A 23,925-nucleotide genomic window follows, 5' to 3' on the forward strand; every position below is an offset into this window, starting at 1 on the left:
TTGCAAATTTATACGTATAAAGCAGTAATTTAGATTAGTCTTCTAGCCGCGATTGTTGTGTATGTGATAACTATTCTTTGACTCATGCTTAGCGTGATACATTGCTTGGTCAGCGAGTTTAAGTAAATGTTGATGATTTAGGCTGTGATCAGGAGCGAGGGCTACTCCAATACTTAATGAAATATTTAATGTCAGCTGTTCGAGTACAAAAGGATTGTCAAAACGTGCTAATAAATGAGTGATCATCGCATTAACGTATCTGTATTTGGCAATATTATGTGTAATTATGACAAATTCATCTCCTCCATAACGATATACATCATCATCAGCTCTAACAGATGACGTAATTCGTTTTGCGGTTTCAATGAGAATTTGGTCACCAATTAAATGACCATACTCATCATTCAGTTTTTTGAATTTATTGATATCTATAAATATAACGGCCAGCTTACTGTCTTTAGAGCAAGTAGAAATGGCTTGCTTTAATGCAGGCTTTAGCTCTGTTCTATTCAAAACACCTGTAAGATGATCATGACTAGCTTGAAAATTTAACTTGCTCGTTCGTTTATAAACAATGTCACTCATGCGTGCAAAACGTTTTAACACAAAGCCAATTTCATCGTTGTAATTAATCGTCAACATTTTAGGTCTTTCGCCTTTTTCTAGTTGTTCAGTGTTTTGAATTAACAACTTAAGAGGTTTAAAAAGCCTTGAATTAATATAAAAAGCACAAAAAACTAACAAGGTCACTATTAATGGTATTTGCAAAGTAACAAACCGAGTTATGAATAGTCTGTTTCTTTGGTAGTCAGCATTTTGCTGTTCTAGCTTGGCACGTTCAATATTTTGAAACAGTAAAATATGCTTGCGGATTTGGTCCATATACTGTTTCCCCTCATTCGTCAAAACAATCGCTTTTGCTTCTTCGATTGCATATGGCGTGTTTTGCATTACAAGTGTGACAGTTAACGCTAACTCCGCTAACTTTTTGTCGACTAGCTCATCTATTACTGCAAGTGTATTTTGTTGTTCGGGGTTACTTAGCGTTAGTCTATTGATGGCTAAAAAATGTTGTTTAACTTGTTCAAGTGCTGCGTAGTAGGGTTCTAAATAGTTCAGATCTTGCGTTAATAAATAACCACGTTGCCCGGTTTCTGCGTTCGTTATTTGATTGTAGAGCTTTTCTGATTCATCGAGCACATCATGAGTATGGATCACTGCCTCAAGCTTAGCCTGACCTTGTTTATCTAATACATAGATAAACAAGGTATTGGCTACCACCACTAAAAAAATGGTAGATAGCAAAAAGATGAATTTAATTCTCAGCGACATTGAAATAGCGACAGCCTAAAATTACTAACCTGTAATGATAAAGTATTGACTGAGGTTGAGTATTTTACCAGTTTGAGTTTTGATATATGGATTCGAAATTTTAGCTAATTCATTAATGTGAGCTTAACAAATTGGTGCAGATTGTGTTTATTTTTGGTATTTTGGTCCCGATAATAAGTAAAAAATGTATTTAAGGAACTATTATGCATAAGGGATTAATTGCAGGTGCTGCAGTTTTTAGTATGTTCAGTGCATACTCTCTTCAAGCTGCAACAGTCGAAAGGGTAAGTCCATCTAACAAGCCTCAACTTCAAAACCTGTTGTTAATGAATCAGACTCTTCAAAAAAGCCAAATAAAAGGCTCTTATTTTGAAGAAATTACTTCTACTCACCAACACTCTAATAGTGTGTTAAGAAAAAGCTCATCAAATAAAATTCTGCAGCAGTATTACTCTGGTATTCCTATTTGGGGTCAGCAAATTCGTGTTCAAGAGAAGTCACAGCACATGAGTGGCTTTTTTGCGACCGGCATCAATGATGCGCAATTACAATTAAGAGCGAACAATCAATTTGATTTAGATACTGCAGTTAACGCAGTACTTGAAGCTGCTAAATTGTCATTAGACTTGCCATATAAGCTTATAAAATCAGAACGTTATATTTATGTTAAGGATGATAAAGCTCATTACGCATATTTAATTGAACTTGAAATTTTAAATGCCGAACATGAGTCAAAGCCTTCAGCTATCATCAATGAAAATACTTATGAAGTGTATAAAGCGTGGAATAATATTAAGCACACACAGGCGATGGGTCCTGGGGGGAATGAGAAAGTTGGCCGTTATGAATATGGCGAAGATTATCCTGCCTTTGCAGTTTCTCAAGTAGGAGAAACATGCTTTTTAGAGAATGATAAAGTGAAAACTGTTTCGATGGAGTCAGGCAGTGAGCCATCATCTGCGTTTTCATTCCCGTGTGATCGAAATACTCACAAAGAGGTCAATGGTGCCTATTCGCCTTTAAACGATGCGCATGCATTTGGTACCTCAGTGTTTGATATGTATGAGCAATGGTACAACACGGCGCCCCTGACCTTTAAATTATTACTGCGTGTTCACCAAGGAGATGGATGGGAAAACGCCACCTGGAATGGCTCTGCGATGAGTTTTGGTGATGGTGCTGATAGCTTTTACCCACTAGTATCTTTGGATATTGTATCTCACGAGGTAAGTCATGGTGTAACAGAACAAAATTCTAATTTATTTTATTTTGACCAATCAGGCGGGATAAATGAATCTTTTTCAGACATGGCTGGTGAAACTGCTGAATACTTTGTCAGAGGCACTACAGATTGGTTGTCGGGTGCCGACATCACAAAAAATAGAACTGCATTGCGTTATTTTGAAACACCGTCAAATGATGGTATTTCAATAGACCATGCATCAGAGTTTTATTCTGGTATTGATGTCCATTACAGTAGTGGTGTATTTAACAGAGCATTTTATTTACTTGCAAATAAGCCTGAGTGGGATCCGCGAAAAGCTTTTCAAATTATGCTTTACGCAAACCAAAATTATTGGGTTAATTCAACTGACTTTATCGATGGAGCATGTGGTGCAATAAACAGTGCCATTGATTTAGGTTATGCGGCAAATGATGTTGTTGATGCATTCAATACGGTAGGTGTTGTATGTAATAATATTCAATTCATTGATAATGATAACGATGGAATGGATGACAACTGGGAGCTGTTATACTCACTCGACTCTTCAGACCCTACAGATGCCTCAGGTGACCTTGATGAAGATGGATTGACCAACCTAGAAGAATACAGTTTAAATTCGTTGCCAAATAATTCTGATACAGATGACGATGGCCTAACGGACTATCAAGAACATCATGAATATCAAACGAGCTTAACTAATCCAGATTCTGATAACGACAGAATGACAGATGGTTGGGAAGTCAATTTTTCGTTAGATCCACTAGACAGTGCAGATGCACAAAGTGACTTAGATCAAGATAGCTTCACTAACCTAATTGAATTTTTATTAGGTTCAGACCCAACGGATGCTGATTCTACGCCTTCAATTCCTGCAACAATCTCTTTTAACTTTAACGATAATCTTGTTCCTGAAAGTTTTAATTTTACAGATCCTTCTACGTCATGGATAACGTCACAAATAGATGAAAGCTATAGCTTCTCTTTGGCTAATAATGATATTGACGATAGTCAAGCAACTAGTTTTGAATACAGCTTTGTAACAGACCAGACTAAGTATTTAAGTTTCATTTATAAACTTTCTACAGAAGCAGGTTTTGACCATTTGTATGTATACCTAAACGAGCAATTAATTGTTATTGATTCTGGTATTACCGATTGGCGCTCTTTCGAGCAGGTCATTCCTGTAGGCTTAAATACACTTAAATTCGCTTATATTAAAGATGGTTCTGTATCATCAGGTTTAGATGCTGTCTTCATTGATAACATTTATATCAGTAATGAGTTTGCTGATAATGATGGTGATTCAATACCTGACTCTTGGGAAGTTGTGCACGGCTTAGATCCTTCAAATCCAGATGATGCATTACTAGATAATGATAATGACGGTTTGAGTAATCTAAATGAGTTTTTACATCAGGGAGACCCCAATAACCTTGATACAGATGGAGACCAAATTCCAGACGGCTGGGAATATGAGTATGGTCTAAATTTAACAGACTCTACTGATGCTATGCTTGATAGTGATAACGATGGATTTAGCAACTTTACCGAGTTTCAGTTACAAACTGATCCGCAGGATGCAGAGTCATTTCCAGAGCAATTGAATCTAACTAGTTCATTTGAAGACTCTCAACTACCTCAATGGTTTAACCATTCATCAGAGAACAACGCAGATTGGTACATTGATAATAGTTTTGCTACAGATGGTTCGCAAAGCATTCGCTCCGGTAAAATCTCAGATGGTCAAATGAGCTCATTCAGTGCTACAGGCGTCTTCGCTGAAGCATACCTTGTATTTGACTATAAAATAGAGTCTGAAGAATGTTGCGACTCTTTTATAATGAAAATAAATGGTTCAAACAGTGATATTGAGTGGATCGCTGGGACTAAAGAAGGGTCGGTAATAGTTAAAATCCCCGAAGGTGTTAACGTTATTGAGTTTTCATATTCAAAAGATGGATCAATATCTACTGGAGAGGATGCTGTTTGGCTAGATAATTTTAAGTTTATTGCTAAAACGAGCGATGCTGATACAGATAGTGATGGGTTGCCAGATTTTTGGGAAGTTGAAAATGGGCTTAATTTAACTGATGCTAATGATGCATCTTCTGACTACGATAATGACGCATTAACAGCTCTGCAAGAGTATGGTATTGGAACAGATCCTAGGCTTTCGGATAGTGATGGAGATGAACTACCTGACGGTTACGAAGTAAATGTACTTATGACCTCACCGATTAATGCAAATGTTACTGGTGCTGATTTAGATGAAGATGGTTATACAGACGTACAAGAGTATTATGCACAAAGCTCGCCTTCAGAATACGCTTCAACGCCTTCAGCAATTAATAACCTTTTCGAAAGCTTTGAAAGTGCAGGATTACCTAACCGCTTTACGGTGTTAGCAGCAAATAATGTTGACTGGATTTCAAGTGATACTTGGTCTTCTAACGGAGTGAATAGCCTTTCTTTCAATCCTAAGTTTGATGGCGAAAATTATACAGAAGTAAATGCAGGTTTTGCTATTGCTGGCTTGTTTGAGCAGGGTTTTATCACAATTGACTATAGAGTTAACAAATATGACCGCTTTAATGTTCAACTAAACAACGAAAACATTCAGGTTCAATATAATGAGTCTCGTTTACTAATACCTGTCACTGATGGCTTCAACGTCATAAAACTTAATCTAGTTGATGCTGATTTTTACCGCTATGATCCATTCTTTATTGATAGAGTTATGTGGGTTACAGAGGTTGATACTCGTTTAGATACCGACAATGACGGCATTCCAGATTTTTGGGAGTATCAATTTGGCTTAAATGTTCTTGACTCATACGATGCAAGTCAAGATTTAGACAGAGATGGTTTGACTAACTTAACTGAATTTGAAATAGGGTCAAACCCAACAGCTGAAGATACTGATTCAGATGGTGTGGTTGATAGTGAGGATAGTCATCCAGATGATCCAAATTTAGGAGAAAATTTACCACCTGTTTTCTCTGATTTGACAGCTGTGACAATTGAAGGTGTCTATGAAAACACATCTATTCCTAGAAGTCTTTATCCTGAGGTTACTGATAACAATAGAGCAGCAGTTGAGGTATACCCTTTATCTAGAACGCTAGTATATGGCGAGAATCAAGTAACTTGGGTCGCTGAAGATATTGCAGGGAATAGCGCAAGAGCTGTGCAAACATTCTTTGTTACTGATACGACGGCTCCAACCATCCGAAACGATGTCGTCGCTATGAACGGCGAATTTACTGAAGAACAATTGTTTGAAACCTTGCTAGAGCAATTTATTGTTTTTGATAGGGTATCAGGCATCAAAGAAATAACTGTCGGATCAGGGCTAGATATAGAATTTGAATCAGGGCGTTACTCTTTAGATATTACGGCAAGCGATAATGCAGGTAATACAGCCTCAGGCACAATAAACCTACATATAAATCCTCGTATTGATATTCAGCCTTATACCTATGCTTATCGAAATGTTCTGCCTGTAGTTGCGCTTAATGTAAGAGGTAAGCCGTTAAATGGCTACTTGGGCTTGAATTTAACTGCTGGCAATTATAGCCACTATTTTAGTGACTACAGTATCGAAGGGATCAAGAATGTAGTATTAGGAAATACGCTTGACTCGTCAGTTGATTCAATTGAGCTTGAAGTATACGACGGCGGTTATACAGGTGAGCTTAGTAAATCTGAAATAATTCATCTAGATGAAGATGCTCCACGTACTATCAGTGCCACTTATAAACAAAATGGTAAGAAAATGGCAAGTTTGGTCAAAGGGAATAGCGCCGACCTTTCTATTCAAGTATATGGCTTTTCAAATTATGAAAGTTTAGAGCTAAAAGTAACATTATTATTTGGTGAACAAGTCATCAATGAAGTTGACGTGTATATGTATGACACATCAATTTGGAGTGGCTATTTTGGTATTGAAGATACTTGGCAAGGAGACATTACCTTACAGTATGACATTTTACAAAATGGAGAGTCGGTTCTGACTAAAACTGAGACCGTGCCATTAATTAATAATGTTAACTTTGATGATGAAAGCGTCGACACCGATGGTGATAATATCCCTGATATTGTAGAGTGGATCGGCGACAGTGATGGCGATGGGATTGTTGATTTCTTAGATAATTCAGCAAACACCTCGAAAGGGGTACTCGCATCTGACTCTTATGTATATACGAACAATGTTTTCCATATCATCAGAGCAGGTGACGTTATTCGCACTCACAGTGAGCACTTCATAGAAAATATGAATGTCTCTGAGGGCCAACTGCTTGATGCCTTCACCGAGATGAGGGTTGAAGATCCTCATTTCCAGTTGAAGAGTGACATGATAAACATCAATGTTGAGCTCGCTCAGCGCACAGAATCAGTAGACCTTGCTTTACCAATGCTTGAAAACGCTTTATTGAGCGATGAGCTACAAGCACGCGTACTAACGTTGAGTGGTTGGAAATCGGTAGAGATAATTGCAAGCAGCGAGTTTAGTGCTGAGTGCAGTAATTGTTCTGTGATTAGGATTGAAGATGGTAGTGAATTTGACTTAGACGGCGAGAAAAATGGTTTTGTTGAAGTTGTCGCAAAACTTGCCCAAGAAAGTCTTAATAGCGCACCGACATTGTCTCTTATTATTCCTGAAACGATAGAAGAGCTGCATACTTTCGTTTTAGATGCGTCAGGCACGTCAGATAGCGACGCAGATGAGCTAACGTATCACTGGTCTATTTCAATACCTGAAGTTACTATCGAAAACCAAAATGAAAGTATAGCAATCTTAAAAGTGTCAGAGCTAACAGAGTCAAAGCAAGGGACAATTTCTTTAACCATTAACGATGGTTATGAGGAATTTGTTCATGAACAATCTGTTCTATTCGTGCATGTAAACCAATTGCCAACTATTGAACTTGCTAGTAGTTATACAGTTAATGAGAATGCAGACGGTGTAATTACCGTTTCTGCGACAGATAAGGAATCACAGTCGTTAACTTACAATTGGACACAAACGCAAGGTCTTCAAGCTGATATTCTTCAATCGAATTCGGCAACGTTAAAATTCAAATCTCCAGCTGTTTCAGAGGATTCATTGCTCAAATTCAAAGTAGCAGTTTCGGATGGGGAAGGAACTACAGAACAATCGATAGATGTTACTGTTAAAAATGTACCTACTACTATCAATAGTGATAAAGCTGAATCTAGTAGCGGTGGCGTTTTTGTATTTCTCATTGCTTTGTTACCTTTTGTTTATAGAAGGCGACTATACAGAGATTAAAATAGCGAAAAAAGCCCCTTTTAAAGGGGCTTTTTTAATAGGAGCAAGTCATTATAAATAATTTAAATACAGTCATAAATTATGATTACTACTGTTGTTATTTGAAATTCTTGGTATGCTTATTAAAGCAAAATAAAATTCGTGTAACTAGGGAGCTAGGTTGAACTTTCTGCGCCAATTTCACAACATCGTATCTGATCAAAATACTGACTTCTCAGAGAAAATAACAGAGTTACTAAAATTTGGTCTAGATGTATTTAATCTTGATTTTGCGATAATTAGTCGTGTAGAAAATAATGTTTACACGGTCATACACGTAATTGCTCCAGATGATGCAATTGCTGTTGGTACTCAGTTTGAACTATCGGGTACGTATTGCACCCATACGCTCACAGCGAATAAAGCGATATCTTTTCATCAAGCCTCTCAAAGTACTATTGCAGAGCATCCGTGTTATCTGAATTTCAAGCTTGAATCTTATATTGGCGCACCTATTTTTGTAGGTAATAAAGTCTTTGGTACTCTTAACTTTTCTGCACCGCAACCTTCACCACCTTTTAATGATGATGCCCATGATTATGTTGAGCTTTTTGCGCAATGGCTTGGAAATGAGTTTGCACGAAATTCAGCATCAAAAAAATTAATAAAAAAGAACTCAATGCTTGCTCAAGTTGAGAAAGTTGCGAAGATTGGTTCATGGGAGTTAGATCTTGCATCAAATCGCCTTTATTGGAGTAAACAAACAAAAGCGATCCATGAGGTACCAGAAGATTTTACTCCCTTACTTGATAATGCCATAGAATATTACAAAAAAGGGCCAAGTAGGGATGCCATTGAGCTTGCTGTGAAAGAAGCTATTGAAGATGGAAAACAGTGGAATATCGAAATTGAATTGATCACAGCGAAAGGTAAACCTATATGGGTATCCACTTTTGGTGAACCTGAATTCAAAAACGGAAAGTGCGTAAGATTAATAGGTACATTTCAAGATATTACTAAATCGGTATTATTGCGAGAAGAACTTAAAAAGCAAAAGGCAGACGCAGAACGCACCTTAGAAGATCGTAGTATTTTACTTGCAAAAATAAGTCATGAATTACGTACTCCGTTGAATGGTATAACTGGCATGTTGACGACTTTGCTTTATGAGAAATCTGAGCAAAAGCGTGAAGAGAAGTTGAAAGTTGCGCTTCGTAGCGCCGATATATTGCTTAATATTATTAATGAAGTTCTTGATTTTTCGAAAATTAACCATGGAGAGCTGAAACTAGAGCCATGTCATTTCTTGTTAAAGACAATTTTTGTTGACCTTGCTTCGTTATATTTACCGCTATACCAAGAAAAGAACTTAAATTTTGAAGTTGATATTGATATCAGTGATAAGTGCTGGACTTACTGTGATAACACGCGGATCACCCAAATAGTGTCTAACTTGTTAAGCAACGCATTAAAATTTACTGAGCAAGGTGATATTAAATTGCGCGCTGTCGCACAGCAACAAGGTGATGATGTGCTTCTAAATCTGCGGGTAAGTGATAGTGGTGTCGGCATGTCAGAATCTTTTATGAAGTCACTATTCTCTCCCTTTACACAAGAAGTAAACAAAGAGCGTAAAAAAGGTGGTACAGGGCTTGGCCTTGCAATAGTTAAGGAACTTATTGACTACATGGGCGGCTCTATTAAAGTTACTAGCGAATACGGCAAAGGAAGTTGTTTTGATATTCAATTAACTTTAAAAAGGGGAGTAGCTCGGACGTCTGACCTTATTACTGCCGCAAATATTGACTTTTCAACCTTGCCATTGTCGATACTTGTTGTTGATGATAATCAAATTAATCGTTTTGTTCTAAAAGCCCATTTAGAAAAGTTAGGTTTAACTGCTGATTATGCATGCGATGGTATTGATGCGATAAATAAGTGCAAACAAAATAACTACAATCTAATATTTATGGATTGTGTAATGCCTGAAATGGATGGTATTGAAGCAACTAGTATTTTAAGAGAAGAACTAATTTGCCCGGTACATAAAACTTACATAGTTGCTTTGACAGCGAATACTTCAGCCGATGATAAGGCTGCATGTAAGCGAGCTGGTATGGACTTGTTTGTTTCTAAACCTGTTAAAAATACAGCCATAGAACAAGCTATTATTTCAGCAAAAGAGCACTTATTTATGTAATGTTTTTTCTAATTAACCTCACTAAATGGCTCCCGATCAGAGTCCAATAAAAAAGGGTTATCAAATTGATAACCCTTTTTCGTAAGCTTAGTTTGAGATTAAACTAACTTTGCTAATATATCATTAAATGTAGAGCTTGGGCGCATCGCTTTGAATGCTAACTCATCATTTGGTTGGAAGTAACCACCAACACTCATAGCAGGACCTTGTGCATCGTTTAATTCAGCAACGATTTGGTCTTTTTGAGACTCAAGATCAGCAGCGATTTGTGTGAACTGTGCTTTTAATTCCGCATCATCATTTTGTGCAGCAAGTTCTTGTGCCCAGAATAATGAAAGGAAGAAGTGCGAACCACGGTTATCAATCTCTTTCACTTTACGTGAAGGTGATTTGTTTTCCGCTAGGAAAGTACCTGTCGCTTTATCAAGCGTATCAGCAAGTACTTGCGCTTTCTTATTACCAGCATTAACTGCTAAGTGCTCTAAAGAAGCTGCTAGTGCTAAGAATTCACCTAATGAATCCCAACGTAAGTGGTTTTCTTTTTCGAATTGTTGAACGTGCTTAGGCGCAGAACCACCGGCACCTGTTTCGAATAAACCACCACCATTCATAAGTGGTACGATTGAAAGCATTTTAGCACTTGTACCAAGCTCAAGGATTGGGAATAAGTCAGTTAGGTAGTCACGTAGTACGTTACCAGTTACTGAAATAGTGTCTTTACCTTCTTTGATGCGCTCTAAAGAGAATTTAGTTGCTTCAACAGGTGCTAAAATGTGGATTTCAAGACCATCAGTATCATGTTGTGGTAAATACGCGTTTACTTTTTTGATTAGCTCAGCATCGTGTGCACGGTTTTCGTCTAACCAGAAAACTGCTGGCGTGTTAGTTGCGCGAGCGCGATTAACAGCAAGTTTAACCCAATCTTGAATTGGTGCGTCTTTCACCTGACACATACGCCAGATATCACCTTGCTCAACAGCATGCTCAAGTAAAGTTGTACCAGCTGTGTCAACTACACGGATTGTACCAGCTGCTGCTACTTCGAACGTTTTGTCATGTGAACCGTACTCTTCAGCTTTTTGAGCCATAAGACCAACGTTAGGTACGCTACCCATAGTAGTTGGATCGAATGCACCGTTTTCTTTACAGAAATCGATAGTTGCTTGGTAAACACCTGAGTAACAACGATCTGGAATGACAAAGCTCGTGTCTTGTAATTTACCTTCGCTATTCCACATTTGGCCGCTAGAACGGATTGCAGCAGGCATTGATGCATCGATGATCACATCACTTGGTACGTGAAGGTTCGTGATACCACGGTCAGAATCAACCATTGCAATAGCAGGGTTGTTGTCGTATACCGCTTGGATATCCGCTTCGATTTCAGCTTTTTTAGCTGCATCTAGGCTTTCAATTTTTGAGAATACATCACCAAAGCCGTTGTTTACGTCAACATCTAGCTCTTTGAAAAGATCAGCGTGTTTTGTGAAAACGTCTTTGAAGAAAACTTTTACAGCGTGACCGAAGATGATTGGGTCAGACACTTTCATCATCGTTGCTTTCATATGTAATGAGAACAACACGCCTTTGTCTTTTGCTGCTTGAATTTCTTTTGCAAGGAAAGCTTGAAGCTTAGCAGCACTCATACGCGAAGCGTCAATTACTTCACCTGCTAGTAATGGTGTGCTTGCTTTAAGAACTGTGATGTCACCATTTTCAGCAACATGCTCGATACGTACGTCAGTTGCTTGTGCAACAGTGACTGATTGCTCTGAACCGAAAAAGTCACCGTCTTCCATGCTAGCAACGTAAGACTTTGAATCTTTGCTCCATGCACCCATTGAGTGTGGATTGTTACGCGCGTACTCTTTTACTGAACCTGGAGCACGACGGTCTGAGTTACCTTCACGAAGTACCGGGTTTACAGCAGAACCTTTGATTTTGTCGTAAGTTGCTTTAACTTTCTTTTCTTCATCAGTTTTTGGCTCTGAAGGGTAGTCAGGTAATGCGTAACCTTTTTCTTGTAACTCTTTGATTACTGCACGTAGCTGAGGGATAGAAGCACTGATATTAGGTAGTTTGATAATGTTAGCTTCAGGTGTTTTAGCCATTTCACCTAATTCTGCAAGTGCATCATCAATACGTTGATCTTCAGTTAAGTACTCAGGGAAGTTTGCAATTACACGACCCGCTAATGAAATATCGCGAGTTTCAACTTCAACACCAGCAGCGTTTGTATACGCTTGGATGATTGGTAACAATGAATACGTCGCAAGAGCTGGCGCTTCATCTGTTTTAGTATAGATAATTTTTGATGTCATCATCATTCCTAGATAGTTGGCGTAATGTTTGGTAATGACTGCTAACAGTAACCCTTAATTAGCCATATTCAACAATGCAATAGATAGCTTTGAATTACCAAGCTTTAGGTACCTTGATAAAACAACAGCAAGCAGTCTGTTAGCTGTTGCCACTCAATACAAAGTATTAAAATAACCACAGCTGACAGACTGTAAAATTCTTATAGCTCAAATAAGCAAATCATGAAATTAGCCAAAAGCCTTACGTCAAAATGACGAAAAAGCTAAATTTAAGCAACAAGAGTGTAACAAGCTTGGCTCTAAAGGGCTAATAACAATTAATCAATTGGGGTAAACAAATGGAATTTCAAGGTAAGTGTAAGGATAAATTTTAGTGGAAGAGTAAGCGAGGAACTTAACAAGGTCGCTCGCTTGATACTCGCATAGGTTTTACCTAAGAGATTTCATCGTTAGGCGCAATATTCGTTGCGTGTAACCCTTTTGGACCTTGTTGCAATTCGAATGTTACATCTTGACCAGCTTTAAGTGTTTTATAACCGTCCATTACAATCGTTGAGTAATGAGCGAAGATATCAGTCTCGCTGCCGTCTTCTACGATGAAGCCAAAACCTTTGGCATTGTTGAACCATTTGACTTTTCCACAAGCCATACTTCTACATCCTTCTATAAGTTGACTAATTTAGTTATTCTAAACCGTGTAATTTGCTAGACTGACTAATGATTAATCAATCTATATTTGACTGTAGTTTATTTAGCCAGTCAGTCAAGTGTTTTAGACTATTTTTTAACAATTTATTTATTTTTTTATTCAAGTTTGCTTGAGTTCTAAAGACAAGACTATATTTAATTATGAGTGGCATGAAAGATTCTGGTGTTATTGAAACGGTTCGCGATAGTGAAAAGCAAAAATTGCAACCACCGCGAAAATATAAAGTCATTTTAAATAATGATGATTACACGCCTATGGACTTTGTGATAGAAGTACTAATGACGTTTTTTAATATGGATAGCGATAGAGCAACAGATGTGATGCTTCAAGTTCATCATAATGGTAAAGCGATATGCGGTGTTTACAGCGCCGATGTAGCTCATACCAAAGCTGAACAAGTTAATCGTTACGCACGAGACAACGAGCATCCACTGCTATGTAGTTGTGAGCAGGAATAAATACCAAGGTAGGGTGAACTAATTAGCCCGTCACAACGGTATATAAATATTATCTCAGTAAGGGGTTGCCAATGCTAAACAAAGACTTAGAACTAACCTTAAATGCGGCGTTTCGCGAAGCGAGAACACGTCGTCATGAATTTATGACCGTCGAGCATCTTTTACTTGCACTGCTCGATAACCCTTCTGCTGGGGAAGCGCTTAACGCCTGCGGCGTAGATATGAGCGCATTAAAAGTCGAATTATCAGATTTTATTGACGAAACAACACCGGTTATTCCTGATCTTGAGGAAGACAGAGAAACACAGCCGACGTTAGGTTTTCAGCGTGTATTACAGCGCGCTGTATTTCACGTGCAGTCATCAGGCAAAAACGAAGTTACTGGCGTGAATGTGCTAGTGGCAATTTTTTCTGAACAAGAGAGCCAAGCAGTTTATTTACTTAAAAAATCAGATGTTAATCGTTTGGATATTGTTAACTTTATTTCGCATGGTATTTCTAAAACAGATGACGACATTGGCGGTGAAGATCACGATGACATTCATGAAGAAGTGCAAGAAGTGCAAGGTGAAGAGCCAACTAAGCTTGAAAACTTTACGACCAACCTGAATCAACAGGCCATTGATGGCAATATTGACCCATTAGTGGGCCGCGACAACGAAGTTGAACGCACAGTACAAGTGTTATGTCGTCGTAAGAAAAATAACCCGCTATTGGTTGGTGAAGCAGGGGTGGGTAAAACAGCCATAGCTGAAGGCTTAGCTTATCGTATTGTAAACAAAGAAGTACCTGAAGTGATTGCCGATGCAGTGGTCTACTCACTCGACATGGGCGCGTTATTAGCGGGTACTAAATACCGTGGCGATTTTGAAAAACGTTTTAAGTCGTTACTTAAAGAGCTACAAGCTAAACCAGGTTCAATTTTATTTATTGATGAAATTCATACCATCATTGGCGCCGGTGCAGCATCGGGCGGGGTAATGGATGCATCGAACCTAATTAAACCGCTACTTTCAAGTGGTAAACTGCGCTGCATGGGCTCGACTACTTATAATGAGTTCAAGAATATCTTTGAAAAAGACCGTGCGCTAGTACGTCGTTTCCAAAAAATTGATGTGCTTGAACCAAGTGTGGCTGATACCACGAAGATTCTTAACGGCTTAAAAGAGCGTTACGAAGAGCACCATGGTATTCGTTACACACAAAAAGCATTGAAAGCAGCTGCAGAACTTAGTGCTAAATACATAAATGAACGTCACTTACCAGACAAGGCTATTGATGTTATTGATGAGGCTGGTGCTAATCAACGTTTACAGCCAGTTTCTAAACGTAAGAAAACAATTGGCGTGGCTGATATCGAGCTAATTGTATCTAAGATGGCGCGTATCCCTCAGCAAAGCGTTTCGTCAAGCGATAAAGAAACACTTAAAAACCTTGATCGTAACCTGAAGATGCTAGTGTTTGGTCAAGACCAATCAATCGATGCGTTGACTTCAGCAATTCGCTTATCACGCTCAGGTCTTGCTAACGAAGATAAACCAGTGGGTTCGTTCTTATTTGCAGGCCCAACAGGAGTTGGTAAAACAGAAGTTACTAAGCAGCTTGCTAAGTGTATGGGTGTTGAGTTTATTCGTTTTGATATGTCTGAATATGTTGAACGTCATGCGGTCAGTCGTCTAATTGGTGCACCTCCTGGCTATGTAGGTTTTGAGCAAGGTGGTTTATTAACTGAAGCGGTAATTAAAAATCCGCATGCAGTTGTACTACTAGACGAAATTGAAAAAGCACATTCAGATATTTACAACATTCTACTGCAAGTAATGGATCACGGTACACTTACTGATAATAACGGTCGTAAAGCCGATTTCAGAAATGTAGTATTGGTGATGACGACGAATGCGGGTGTTCAAGAGACTGTACGTAAGTCAATTGGCTTTACTGAGCAAGACCATTCTCATGATGCGATGAGTGAAATCAACAAAGTGTTTTCACCTGAGTTTAGAAACCGTTTAGATAATATCATTTGGTTTAATCACCTTGAGAAAGAGATTATCTTGCAAGTGGTTGATAAGTTCATTGTTGAGTTACAAGCGCAACTTGATAAGAAGTCGGTTAATCTTGAGCTTACATCCAAAGCAAGAGAGTGGTTGGCAGATAAAGGCTACGATAAAGCAATGGGTGCACGTCCGATGGCACGTGTTATCCAAGATGAGCTTAAAAAGCCGCTGGCAAATGCAATCTTGTTTGGTGAGCTAGCCGATGGTGGTTCAGTTAAGGTTTCGATTAAGGACAAGAAAATCCACTTTGATTTTGAGACTAGCTTAGAAACGGCTTAATTTATCAAGCTGAAACAAAAAGCCCAGCAATTGCTGGGCTTTTTGTTTATTAAATGGAATTAAAACTAAGTTAGTTTGAACACCATTTAACAAACGCTTTTAGCTCTTTGTAATAAACACACCTGCTCATTCAAAGCAGCAAAAAGCTAAATCTCTCGTTAACGCACTAACTTAGCGAGCACGGAATACGATGCGACCTTTCGATAAATCGTAAGGAGTCATTTCTACGGTTACTTTGTCACCAGTTAAGATGCGGATGTAGTTTTTGCGCATTTTACCAGAGATATGAGCCACAACAACGTGACCATTTTCTAGCTCAACTCGGAACATTGTATTTGGTAAAGTATCAAGGACCGTACCTTGCATTTCGATTACGTCTTCTTTCGCCATGTTTAGCGTAACACCTCTTTAATAGTTAAACGCTGCAGATTTTGCCGAAAATACTGCAATAAGTAAAGCTACAGGGCTCAATTTTGTAAATTAAATCGCCAACCACTCGTCGCCAATGTGCTTTTGTGCAGGCAAAAATTGGGTTTTATATTTCATTTTAGTGCATTCGTCGATTTGGTAGCCTAAATAGACAAATTGTTTTGCTTGTTGTTTTGCAAATTTAATTTGTTCCATGATCATGATGCTACCGATACTGTATTGCTCATAGTCGGGATCAAAAAAGGTATAAATCGCTGATAGGGCATTGGTCATACAGTCGGTTACCGCAACGGCAACTAACTTATCGCCATCTCTTAACTCTATAAATGTAACGGGTAGCCACTGGCAAAACAAAAAGCTTTCGTACTGACTTTGGTCAGGCGGAAACATTGAACCATCTTGATGTCTTTGCGTGATGTATTTGCAATATAACGGGTAGTATTCTGCGCGTTCGTACTCACTATAACTGACCGTGAAAACCTTATTTGCTTTATTTAATTTGCGCTTTTGCGATTTTGAAGGAGTAAATTGTTGGGCTAAAACGCGCACTGAATTACAGGCATTACAAATAGGGCAATGTGGACGATAGATTTGGTCGCCACTGCGTCTAAAGCCTAATGCTAATAATTGTTCAAATTTATCAGGGCAATAACAACTCGGATCAAGTATAACAAGTAGTTGTTCCTGACGGTCGGGTAAATAACTGCAATCAAATTGCTGGCTTAAACCAAGCCTAGCGGGTAAGTGCTCAGTCATAAATATTAATCAACTCTTGTGGTTGCCACATATCTTTTTTAGGCACATAACTGTGTGCTAATTTAAGTCTAGTTAAAAATTCTCTACGTGGGATAACTTTTGCACCTAAAGTGATTAAATAAGGGTTTTCTAGTTGGCAATCAATAAAATGGGCTTGATGTTTGTTAAGCCAATTTACTAATGCCCACATCGCCAGTTTCGAACCATTACTGACTTGATGGAACATTGATTCACCACAAAAAATACCGTTTTGCATAATGCCATAGAGGCCAGCTACCAGTTCATCTTCATGCCAAATCTCAAGACTGTGTGCTAACCCCTGATGGTGCGCTTCAATATAGGCATGCATCATTTGCTCTGTGATCCAGGTACCTTCAGCATCGATACGTTGCTCACGGCAAGCATTGATAACATGGGTAAATGCGTGATTAATGGTGACACGCACAGGAAAACGCTTTAAATGCTTTTTTAAGCTACGACTGACATGAAATTCATTTAGCTCAATAACGCCGCGCATGCTAGGTGACCACCACATGATGGGCTCATAGTCACTAAACCAAGGAAAAACACCTGTGTTATAGGCATTTTTAATGCGTTCAACTGATAAGTCACCGCCAATTGCTAGCAGGCCATCGGGCTCATCAAGAGCGACTTCTGGGTCTGGAAAATCAACAGTCTCGGGCGAGAGTTGGTACAGTTGCTTGATCATATCAGCTTGTCGTTGTTCTTTGTTCTGATTTTAACAAAATTTTAGCTATAAAAAAGGGGCTGTTTTACAACAGCCCCCAGTATTTAGTGCTTTAGATCAACTAATTTATAGGTTATCTAAAAAGCGCTCAGCATCAAGTGCAGCCATACAGCCAGTACCAGCTGATGTGATTGCTTGGCGATAAATGTGATCAGACACGTCACCTGCAGCAAATACACCTGGTACACTTGTTTGTGTTGCGTTACCGTTTAAACCAGATTGAACGACTAAATAGCCGTCTTTCATTTCTAGCTGACCTTCAAACATGTCAGTGTTTGGCTTGTGGCCAATTGCAATGAATACACCGGCAAGATCTAAGTTTTCTGTTTCTTCAGAATCAGTTGCTTTAATACGGATGCCAGTAACGCCCATTTCATCACCAAGCACTTCATCTAATGTGCGGTTGTAATGTAAAACAACGTTACCGTTTTCAGCTTTTTCTTTTAAACGATCAGCTAAGATCTTCTCACTGCGGAAGCTGTCACGACGGTGGATAACGTGAACTTCATCAGCAATATTTGATAAGTAAAGTGCTTCTTCAACAGCAGTGTTACCACCGCCTACAACCGCTACTTTTTGACCACGGTAGAAGAAACCATCACAGGTTGCACAAGCAGAAACACCACGACCTTGGAAGTTAGTCTCTGATTCTAAACCTAAGTATTTAGCCGACGCGCCTGTTGCGATAATTAATGCATCACACGTATATGTGCCAGAGTCACCAGTTAAAGTGAAAGGGCGCTTTGAAACATCAACTTTATTAATGTGATCAAAAACAATTTCAGTTTCGAAACGTTCAGCATGCTCTTTCATACGGTCCATTAATGCAGGACCTGTTAAACCGTGTGCATCGCCAGGCCAGTTTTCAACTTCAGTGGTTGTCGTTAATTGACCACCTTGCTGAATACCAGTGATAAGAACAGGGTTAAGGTTGGCACGTGCTGCGTATACCGCTGCCGTGTAACCAGCTGGGCCAGAACCTAAGATTAATAGTTTACAGTGTTTTGCGTCACTCATGGTTTTTCCTAAAAACGTTTCAATACGATGTCTATGCGCCCGATTCTAAGAAAAACAAGGCGGATGTAAACAAAAGCCCTGATTATTTTTTTAGTCAAATCGCTAAGCTGTCAAATAATCCTTACTTATTATAATTTAAATAACTCTTTTTGCTCATAAAACAGGCTAATTACAAATTGTTCTGTGATCAAAGTACGGTAATTCATGACCAAGCAATATTTTTTTGGTATGTTTTAGCTAATTTTGATATTAGCTCTTGGTATGAGCTAACTAAACTAACAGGCAATTATGGTATTTTGGCAGGAAAAGCCCGCTTTTGGGCTGACTACAGAAGACGTACAAGTCTTAACCAATGCAAAAGAGTATCGCACTGAACTATTGCGTTTAATTGGTTCAGCGAAAAAAAGAATTTATATTACTGCTTTGTATTTGCAAGATGATGAAGCAGGACGAGAAATATTGACTGCCTTACATCAGGCATCACTTGCTAATCCTGAGTTAGAAGTAAAAGTACTCGTTGATTTTCACCGAGCTCAACGTGGTTTAATTGGTGCAGCTAAGTCTGATGGCAATGCCAGCATGTATTGTGATTTTCAAGAGCAGTATCAATCAAATGTGAAAGTACATGGTGTTCCGGTAAAAGCCAAAGAGCTTTTCGGGGTACTGCATTTAAAAGGTTTTGTGATTGACGACACATTATTATACAGCGGCGCAAGCTTAAATAATGTATATCTTCAGCAAGATGACCGTTATCGTTTAGACCGTTACTTCTTAGTTCACCAAGCTGGATTATGTAATTCGGTCATCGAATTTATAGAAACACATCTGTTAAGCTCAGTTGCCGTGCCGCGAATTGATATGCGCCCACTGATACAATTTAATGATATTAAAGTGGCGCAAAAGCAATTGATGCGTGAACTTAAATCTGCAAGTTACGAAAGCGCTGCAGAAGCCAGTGCCGGTGAGTTGGGTGTGCGTTTATTTTTAGGTTTAGGGCGAAGAAGTAATAAGCTGAACCGTTTAATTAAATCGTTATTCGATACCACTGAGCAAGAGCTCGTTCTTTATACCCCTTACTTTAACTTTCCTGCACCATTAATGCGTTCATTACGCCGTTTATTAAAGCAAGGTAAGCAGGTAACTATTGTGGTAGGGGATAAAACTGCCAATGACTTTTATCTGCCGCCAAGTGAGCCGTTTAGTAAGATTGGTGCATTACCTTATTTATACGAAACCATTTTGTATAAATTTTTAAAGTCACAAAAACGCCACATCAGTAATGGCAATTTGAATGTTTACCTTTGGAAGCACGAGAGTAACTCGTTCCACTTGAAGGGGATTTGTTCGGATAAGCGATTACACTTATTAAGTGGGCACAATTTAAATCCACGCGCATGGGGCTTAGATATCGAAAATGGTATTTTAATTGACGACCCTAAGCAGCATATCCTTGAACAAATAGAAAACGAAAAACAAGCTATATTAAAGCACTGTCGACGTTTAACAGGCCCACAAGACTTAGAAACGATGAATGACTATCCTGCGTCGGTTAAAAAGCTATTGGGCCAGGCTAAACGTGTAAAAGTTGATTTTATTATCAAACGCTTTATTTAATCGAAAAATTAAAAAAGCAGCGAAAGCTGCTTTTTTTGTGTCTAGATATTTGTTTCTGGCTTATTTTTGTTGAGCATCTAAAGACTGACCATTAACTTCTTTAGAGTCGTCGCTCATCAAGTATAAATAAGTTGGCATTAAATCTTCGGGTGTTGCTAACTTATCCCTATCTTCACCAGGGTATGCAGATGCACGCATTGATGTGCGGGTAGCGCCAGGATTGATACAGTTTACGCGAATATTGGTTTTACCCACTTCACAAGCCCACGTTTGCATCATGCCCTCTACAGCAAACTTTGAGATAGCATACGCACCCCAGTGTTCGCGGCCTTGGCGACCCACCCCAGATGAAGTAAAAATAACAGATGCACTGTCAGATTTTCGAAGCAGAGGGAACATAAATTTAGTGATCATAGCTTGTGCAGTTACATTCACTTTCATGATGTTTTCAAATGTTGATACACAGAAGTGCTCAAGTGGACCTAATGAACCTAAAATACCTGCATTATTAAGTAAGCCGTCTAACTTACCGAACTGCATTTCGATGGTTGCAGCTAAGTCACGGTAGTTTTGCTTTGTGGCACCTTTTAAATCCATTGGCACAATAGCCGGTTGTGGATAGCCAGCGTTTACAATTTCATCGTAAACACATTCAAGCTTATTGGTTGTTTTTCCGAGTAAAATAACAGTGGCACCATGCTTAGCATAAGTTAGTGCGGCAACACGACCAATGCCGTCACCAGCACCTGTTATTAAAATTACTTTGTCTTTTAGCGCATTCTCTGCGGCTTTATAAGTATGCATAAACGTACCATCGATTAAGTTTTTTACTATTTTACCATAGCAAAAAGCCAAGTTATCGAATTTATTGCAAATTAAGGTGGCGAAAATTGAAACTTTACGTTAAGTTTAACTGGTCTAATGTCTCATTAATAACCTAATTACATTAAATTAACTTAGAATGAAGGTAGTAGAACCACTACTTTTAACTTTGAACACACAATAACAATAAGATTTGCGCGGAGCGAAATTATGAAAAAACTGCTACTCTCACTAGCCATTGCGTCAGCCATTACTGGCTGTGGTGGAGGAGAAACATTAGAAGATGTAAAAAATGATAATCCTCCTGTTCTCCCAACCGCGACAGTAAAATTTGACCCAGCGAATAGTGTTATCTCAGTGCCGAATGATTTACTTATGAGTGGTACGCTTGATGGTACTTTAAATATGCCGGGTGAATTAGACGACGACAATGTTAGTGTTGACCGTGCGGCCTATGCTGATCCACAACTTGCACTTGGTGCGCTTGATGGTTGGTCTACGCAAACTCCGTTTAAAATTGACTTAACTTTTCCTTCGGGTATCTCTCTTGATATGACATCTGCTGCTTCACCAGGCGCTGTGCGTATTTTTGAAGTTGTTATGGGTGCAAGCCAAACAGACGAAACCTGTTCACAAGTACCAGCTGGTATCGCTTGTAAATTAGTGTCTGAACTTACTTTCGGTGTTGACTTTATCACACAAGGTTCTGGTGATGCGGTTGCTGTGATCCCACTTAAGCCATTTAAAGCTGGCAGCACTTACATTAATGTTTTGACAACGTCATTAATGGACTCAGAAGGGCGCTCAATTGAGCCTTCTTCAACTTATGCACTCGTGAGCGAGGAAGCAACACTTATTACCGACTCACAAAAGTCACTTCAAGCGGTTATCAATAGCTATGAAAACGCAGTGACATCAGGTGGTGCAATCACAAAAGATGAAATCATTTACTCAGCAGCGATGACAATGCAATCAGCAGGTCAAGTGCTTGGAACAGTTAAGCAGCTTCTTGCTGCAAGTTTAACCCAAGATGCACTACCGACGCCTATGGTGCAAATTCCTGATCAACCCGTTATTACCGTTGAGCAAGTATTTGCATCACAAGGTATTACTGGTGTGTCACCTGTGTTTGGTGGTGTGCAGTATCAAAAAGGTAGCGTAATGTTACCTATGTATTTAGCTACACCAACTGGCACAACGGTTGATGATTTATCTGCGACTTACTGGCAAGGTTTATGTGATAGCGGTGTTGCGGTACTAGGTTATGCAGCCGCAGCGGGTGATTCATTCCCAACAGACCCTATTAGCGAAACTGATGGCCTGTGTATGGCGTTAAGTGAAGGCAAGTTACGTGATTTAGGTTTAGACCAAACTAAACACTTAACTAAGTACAACACAATTCCAAAAACACAAAGTATTGCTAATGTGCCAGTACAAATTACTAAACCAATTTTACCTGTAATTAATGCAGTGCGAGCTCAGCTCGGCTTAGACGCATTGAGCATGCCTGAGACAGGCTGGCCAGTTGTTATCCTTCAGCACGGCATTACTTCTAAAAAAGAAGATATGTTAGCCATTACTGCACAATTAACACTGCAAGGCTTTGCAACAGCTGCAATCGATCATCCTATGCATGGTGAGCGTGGTGTAGATGTAGATGGCGACGGTACTGACGACTTTAATGCCTCTACTGGTTCTGTATTAAGCTATATGAACTTACAGTCATTATTAGTAGCCCGTGATAGCTTACGTCAATCAGTTGCTGATTTACTTGGTTTACGTTTGGGTCTTAACTTTACCGGTGCTGCTGATTTAAATGCGCGAGATGTATCATTCTTAGGTCATTCATTAGGCTCGGTAGTTGCCCCAGCATTTGTTGCTGTTACTAATGCACCGCTAGCTGACCAAGTTGATCCAATGTTCAACGTTAAAAGCGTAGCACTTGCCAGTGGCGGCGGTGGTATCGCAAGCTTCTTAATTGAGTCAAATACATTTGGCCCATTTGTTCAAGGCTCTGTATTACTTGCAGCCGGTACAGCTGAATCTGCTGAGTTTGGTGCTTATGCTCAAAATGAAGCGTTATCAAATTGTGGCGTGCTATTACCAGACCAAACTAAATTTGTCACATGTGCTTATAAAGAGTACGTTGGTTCACTAACAGTGGCAGGCGAAACAGAAAAACTAGCAAACATTCAAAGTGTGGTTACTCAATTTGCTTTTGCTGCACAAACAGCACTTGATAGTGGTGACCCGTCAAATTATGCAGCCTCTGTTGCAGCGCTTGGCACGCCAGTGTACATGAGTGTAGTGGTTGGCGATGGTGCTAACAACAATGCTGATATGGTTATTCCACCAATGGTGGCGAGCAACCCAATTGCTGGTAGCTTACCTCTTGCTAATCTAATGGGCTTATCAACTGTAGCAGAAACTCAAGGCCCGACTGCTGATGCAATGAGCTATGTGGTTAAATTCACGAAAGGCCATCACAGCTCTGTATTATCACCTGCAGCGACAGAAGATTCAGGTGCTACTGCTGAAGAAAGTGCAGCAGCAACTACAGAAATGCAATTACAAATCGCGACTTTCTTAGCAAGTCGTGGGCAGTATCTTCAAGTTACAAATACAGAAGTTGTTACTGAATAATTAAATGCTATTAATTACGTAATAACCAATTAAGTAAAAAGCC

At 39.1% G+C, this 23,925-nt stretch carries 14 protein-coding genes; 6 read left to right on the forward strand and 8 right to left on the reverse strand.

What is annotated here, in order from left to right; translation table 11 throughout:
• Positions 1–42: 42 nt before the first annotated feature.
• On the reverse strand, positions 43–1,332 hold the full coding sequence (locus tag NO991_RS04970) for a diguanylate cyclase domain-containing protein (protein ID WP_371351728.1): 1,290 nt from the start codon (positions 1,330–1,332) through the stop codon (positions 43–45).
• Positions 1,333–1,535: 203 nt separating this feature from the next.
• On the opposite strand from NO991_RS04970, the gene NO991_RS04975 reads away from it, so the two are divergent.
• Together NO991_RS04975 and NO991_RS04980 are read left to right on the forward strand one after the other, a co-directional pair.
• The gene (locus tag NO991_RS04975; protein ID WP_371351729.1) at positions 1,536–7,850 is read left to right on the forward strand and encodes a M4 family metallopeptidase; all 6,315 of its coding nucleotides are present in this window, start codon (positions 1,536–1,538) and stop codon (positions 7,848–7,850) included.
• A 160-nt stretch (positions 7,851–8,010) separates the two neighbouring features.
• Positions 8,011–10,029 carry an ATP-binding protein gene (locus NO991_RS04980; RefSeq protein ID WP_371351730.1) on the forward strand — a complete coding sequence of 673 codons (2,019 nt, stop codon included), beginning with the start codon at positions 8,011–8,013 and terminating at the stop codon, positions 10,027–10,029.
• 98 nt (positions 10,030–10,127) lie between these two features.
• Here the strand turns inward: NO991_RS04980 and NO991_RS04985 are convergent, their stop codons facing one another.
• The gene (locus NO991_RS04985) at positions 10,128–12,350 is read right to left on the reverse strand and encodes an NADP-dependent isocitrate dehydrogenase (RefSeq protein WP_371351731.1); all 2,223 of its coding nucleotides are present in this window, start codon (positions 12,348–12,350) and stop codon (positions 10,128–10,130) included.
• Positions 12,351–12,783: 433 nt separating this feature from the next.
• Positions 12,784–12,999 (reverse strand): cold shock domain-containing protein CspD, encoded by a 216-nt coding sequence (gene cspD, locus NO991_RS04990; RefSeq protein WP_036968098.1) that lies wholly within the window; start codon positions 12,997–12,999, stop codon positions 12,784–12,786.
• Positions 13,000–13,208: 209 nt separating this feature from the next.
• On the opposite strand from cspD, the gene clpS reads away from it, so the two are divergent.
• Positions 13,209–13,517: an ATP-dependent Clp protease adapter ClpS gene (gene clpS / locus NO991_RS04995; protein ID WP_161804337.1), complete on the forward strand. Its 309-nt coding sequence runs from the start codon at positions 13,209–13,211 to the stop codon at positions 13,515–13,517.
• Between the two features lie 71 nt (positions 13,518–13,588).
• A complete protein-coding gene (gene clpA, locus NO991_RS05000; RefSeq protein WP_371351732.1) occupies positions 13,589–15,853 on the forward strand; it encodes an ATP-dependent Clp protease ATP-binding subunit ClpA in 2,265 nt (754 codons plus the stop codon).
• A gap of 171 nt (positions 15,854–16,024) precedes the next feature.
• Here the strand turns inward: clpA and infA are convergent, their stop codons facing one another.
• From infA to trxB, 4 genes are all read right to left on the reverse strand, one after another.
• Positions 16,025–16,243, reverse strand: a complete 219-nt coding sequence (gene infA, locus NO991_RS05005; protein ID WP_002962494.1) for a translation initiation factor IF-1 — start codon at positions 16,241–16,243, stop codon at positions 16,025–16,027.
• 90 nt (positions 16,244–16,333) lie between these two features.
• Positions 16,334–17,038, reverse strand: coding sequence for an arginyltransferase (locus tag NO991_RS05010; protein WP_054551468.1), 705 nt, complete (start codon positions 17,036–17,038; stop codon positions 16,334–16,336).
• Positions 17,031–17,747, reverse strand: coding sequence for a leucyl/phenylalanyl-tRNA--protein transferase (gene aat / locus NO991_RS05015; RefSeq protein ID WP_371351733.1), 717 nt, complete (start codon positions 17,745–17,747; stop codon positions 17,031–17,033). The genes NO991_RS05010 and aat overlap by 8 nt, the downstream gene beginning before the upstream one ends.
• 105 nt (positions 17,748–17,852) lie before the next feature.
• Positions 17,853–18,803, reverse strand: a complete 951-nt coding sequence (gene trxB, locus NO991_RS05020) for a thioredoxin-disulfide reductase (protein ID WP_054551466.1) — start codon at positions 18,801–18,803, stop codon at positions 17,853–17,855.
• Positions 18,804–19,091: 288 nt separating this feature from the next.
• On the opposite strand from trxB, the gene pssA reads away from it, so the two are divergent.
• Positions 19,092–20,417, forward strand: a complete 1,326-nt coding sequence (pssA, locus tag NO991_RS05025) for a CDP-diacylglycerol--serine O-phosphatidyltransferase (RefSeq protein WP_339978846.1) — start codon at positions 19,092–19,094, stop codon at positions 20,415–20,417.
• A gap of 60 nt (positions 20,418–20,477) precedes the next feature.
• Here pssA and NO991_RS05030 read toward each other — a convergent pair whose 3' ends face one another.
• A complete protein-coding gene (locus NO991_RS05030; RefSeq protein ID WP_054562005.1) occupies positions 20,478–21,221 on the reverse strand; it encodes a YciK family oxidoreductase in 744 nt (247 codons plus the stop codon).
• Between the two features lie 228 nt (positions 21,222–21,449).
• Between NO991_RS05030 and NO991_RS05035 the strand changes: the two genes are divergently transcribed.
• Positions 21,450–23,882 (forward strand): VolA/Pla-1 family phospholipase, encoded by a 2,433-nt coding sequence (locus NO991_RS05035; RefSeq protein WP_300359887.1) that lies wholly within the window; start codon positions 21,450–21,452, stop codon positions 23,880–23,882.
• Positions 23,883–23,925: the final 43 nt, after the last annotated feature.

This window comes from Pseudoalteromonas sp. DY56-GL22 (assembly GCF_041414715.1).
In the GTDB taxonomy this organism is placed as follows: domain Bacteria; phylum Pseudomonadota; class Gammaproteobacteria; order Enterobacterales; family Alteromonadaceae; genus Pseudoalteromonas; species Pseudoalteromonas simplex.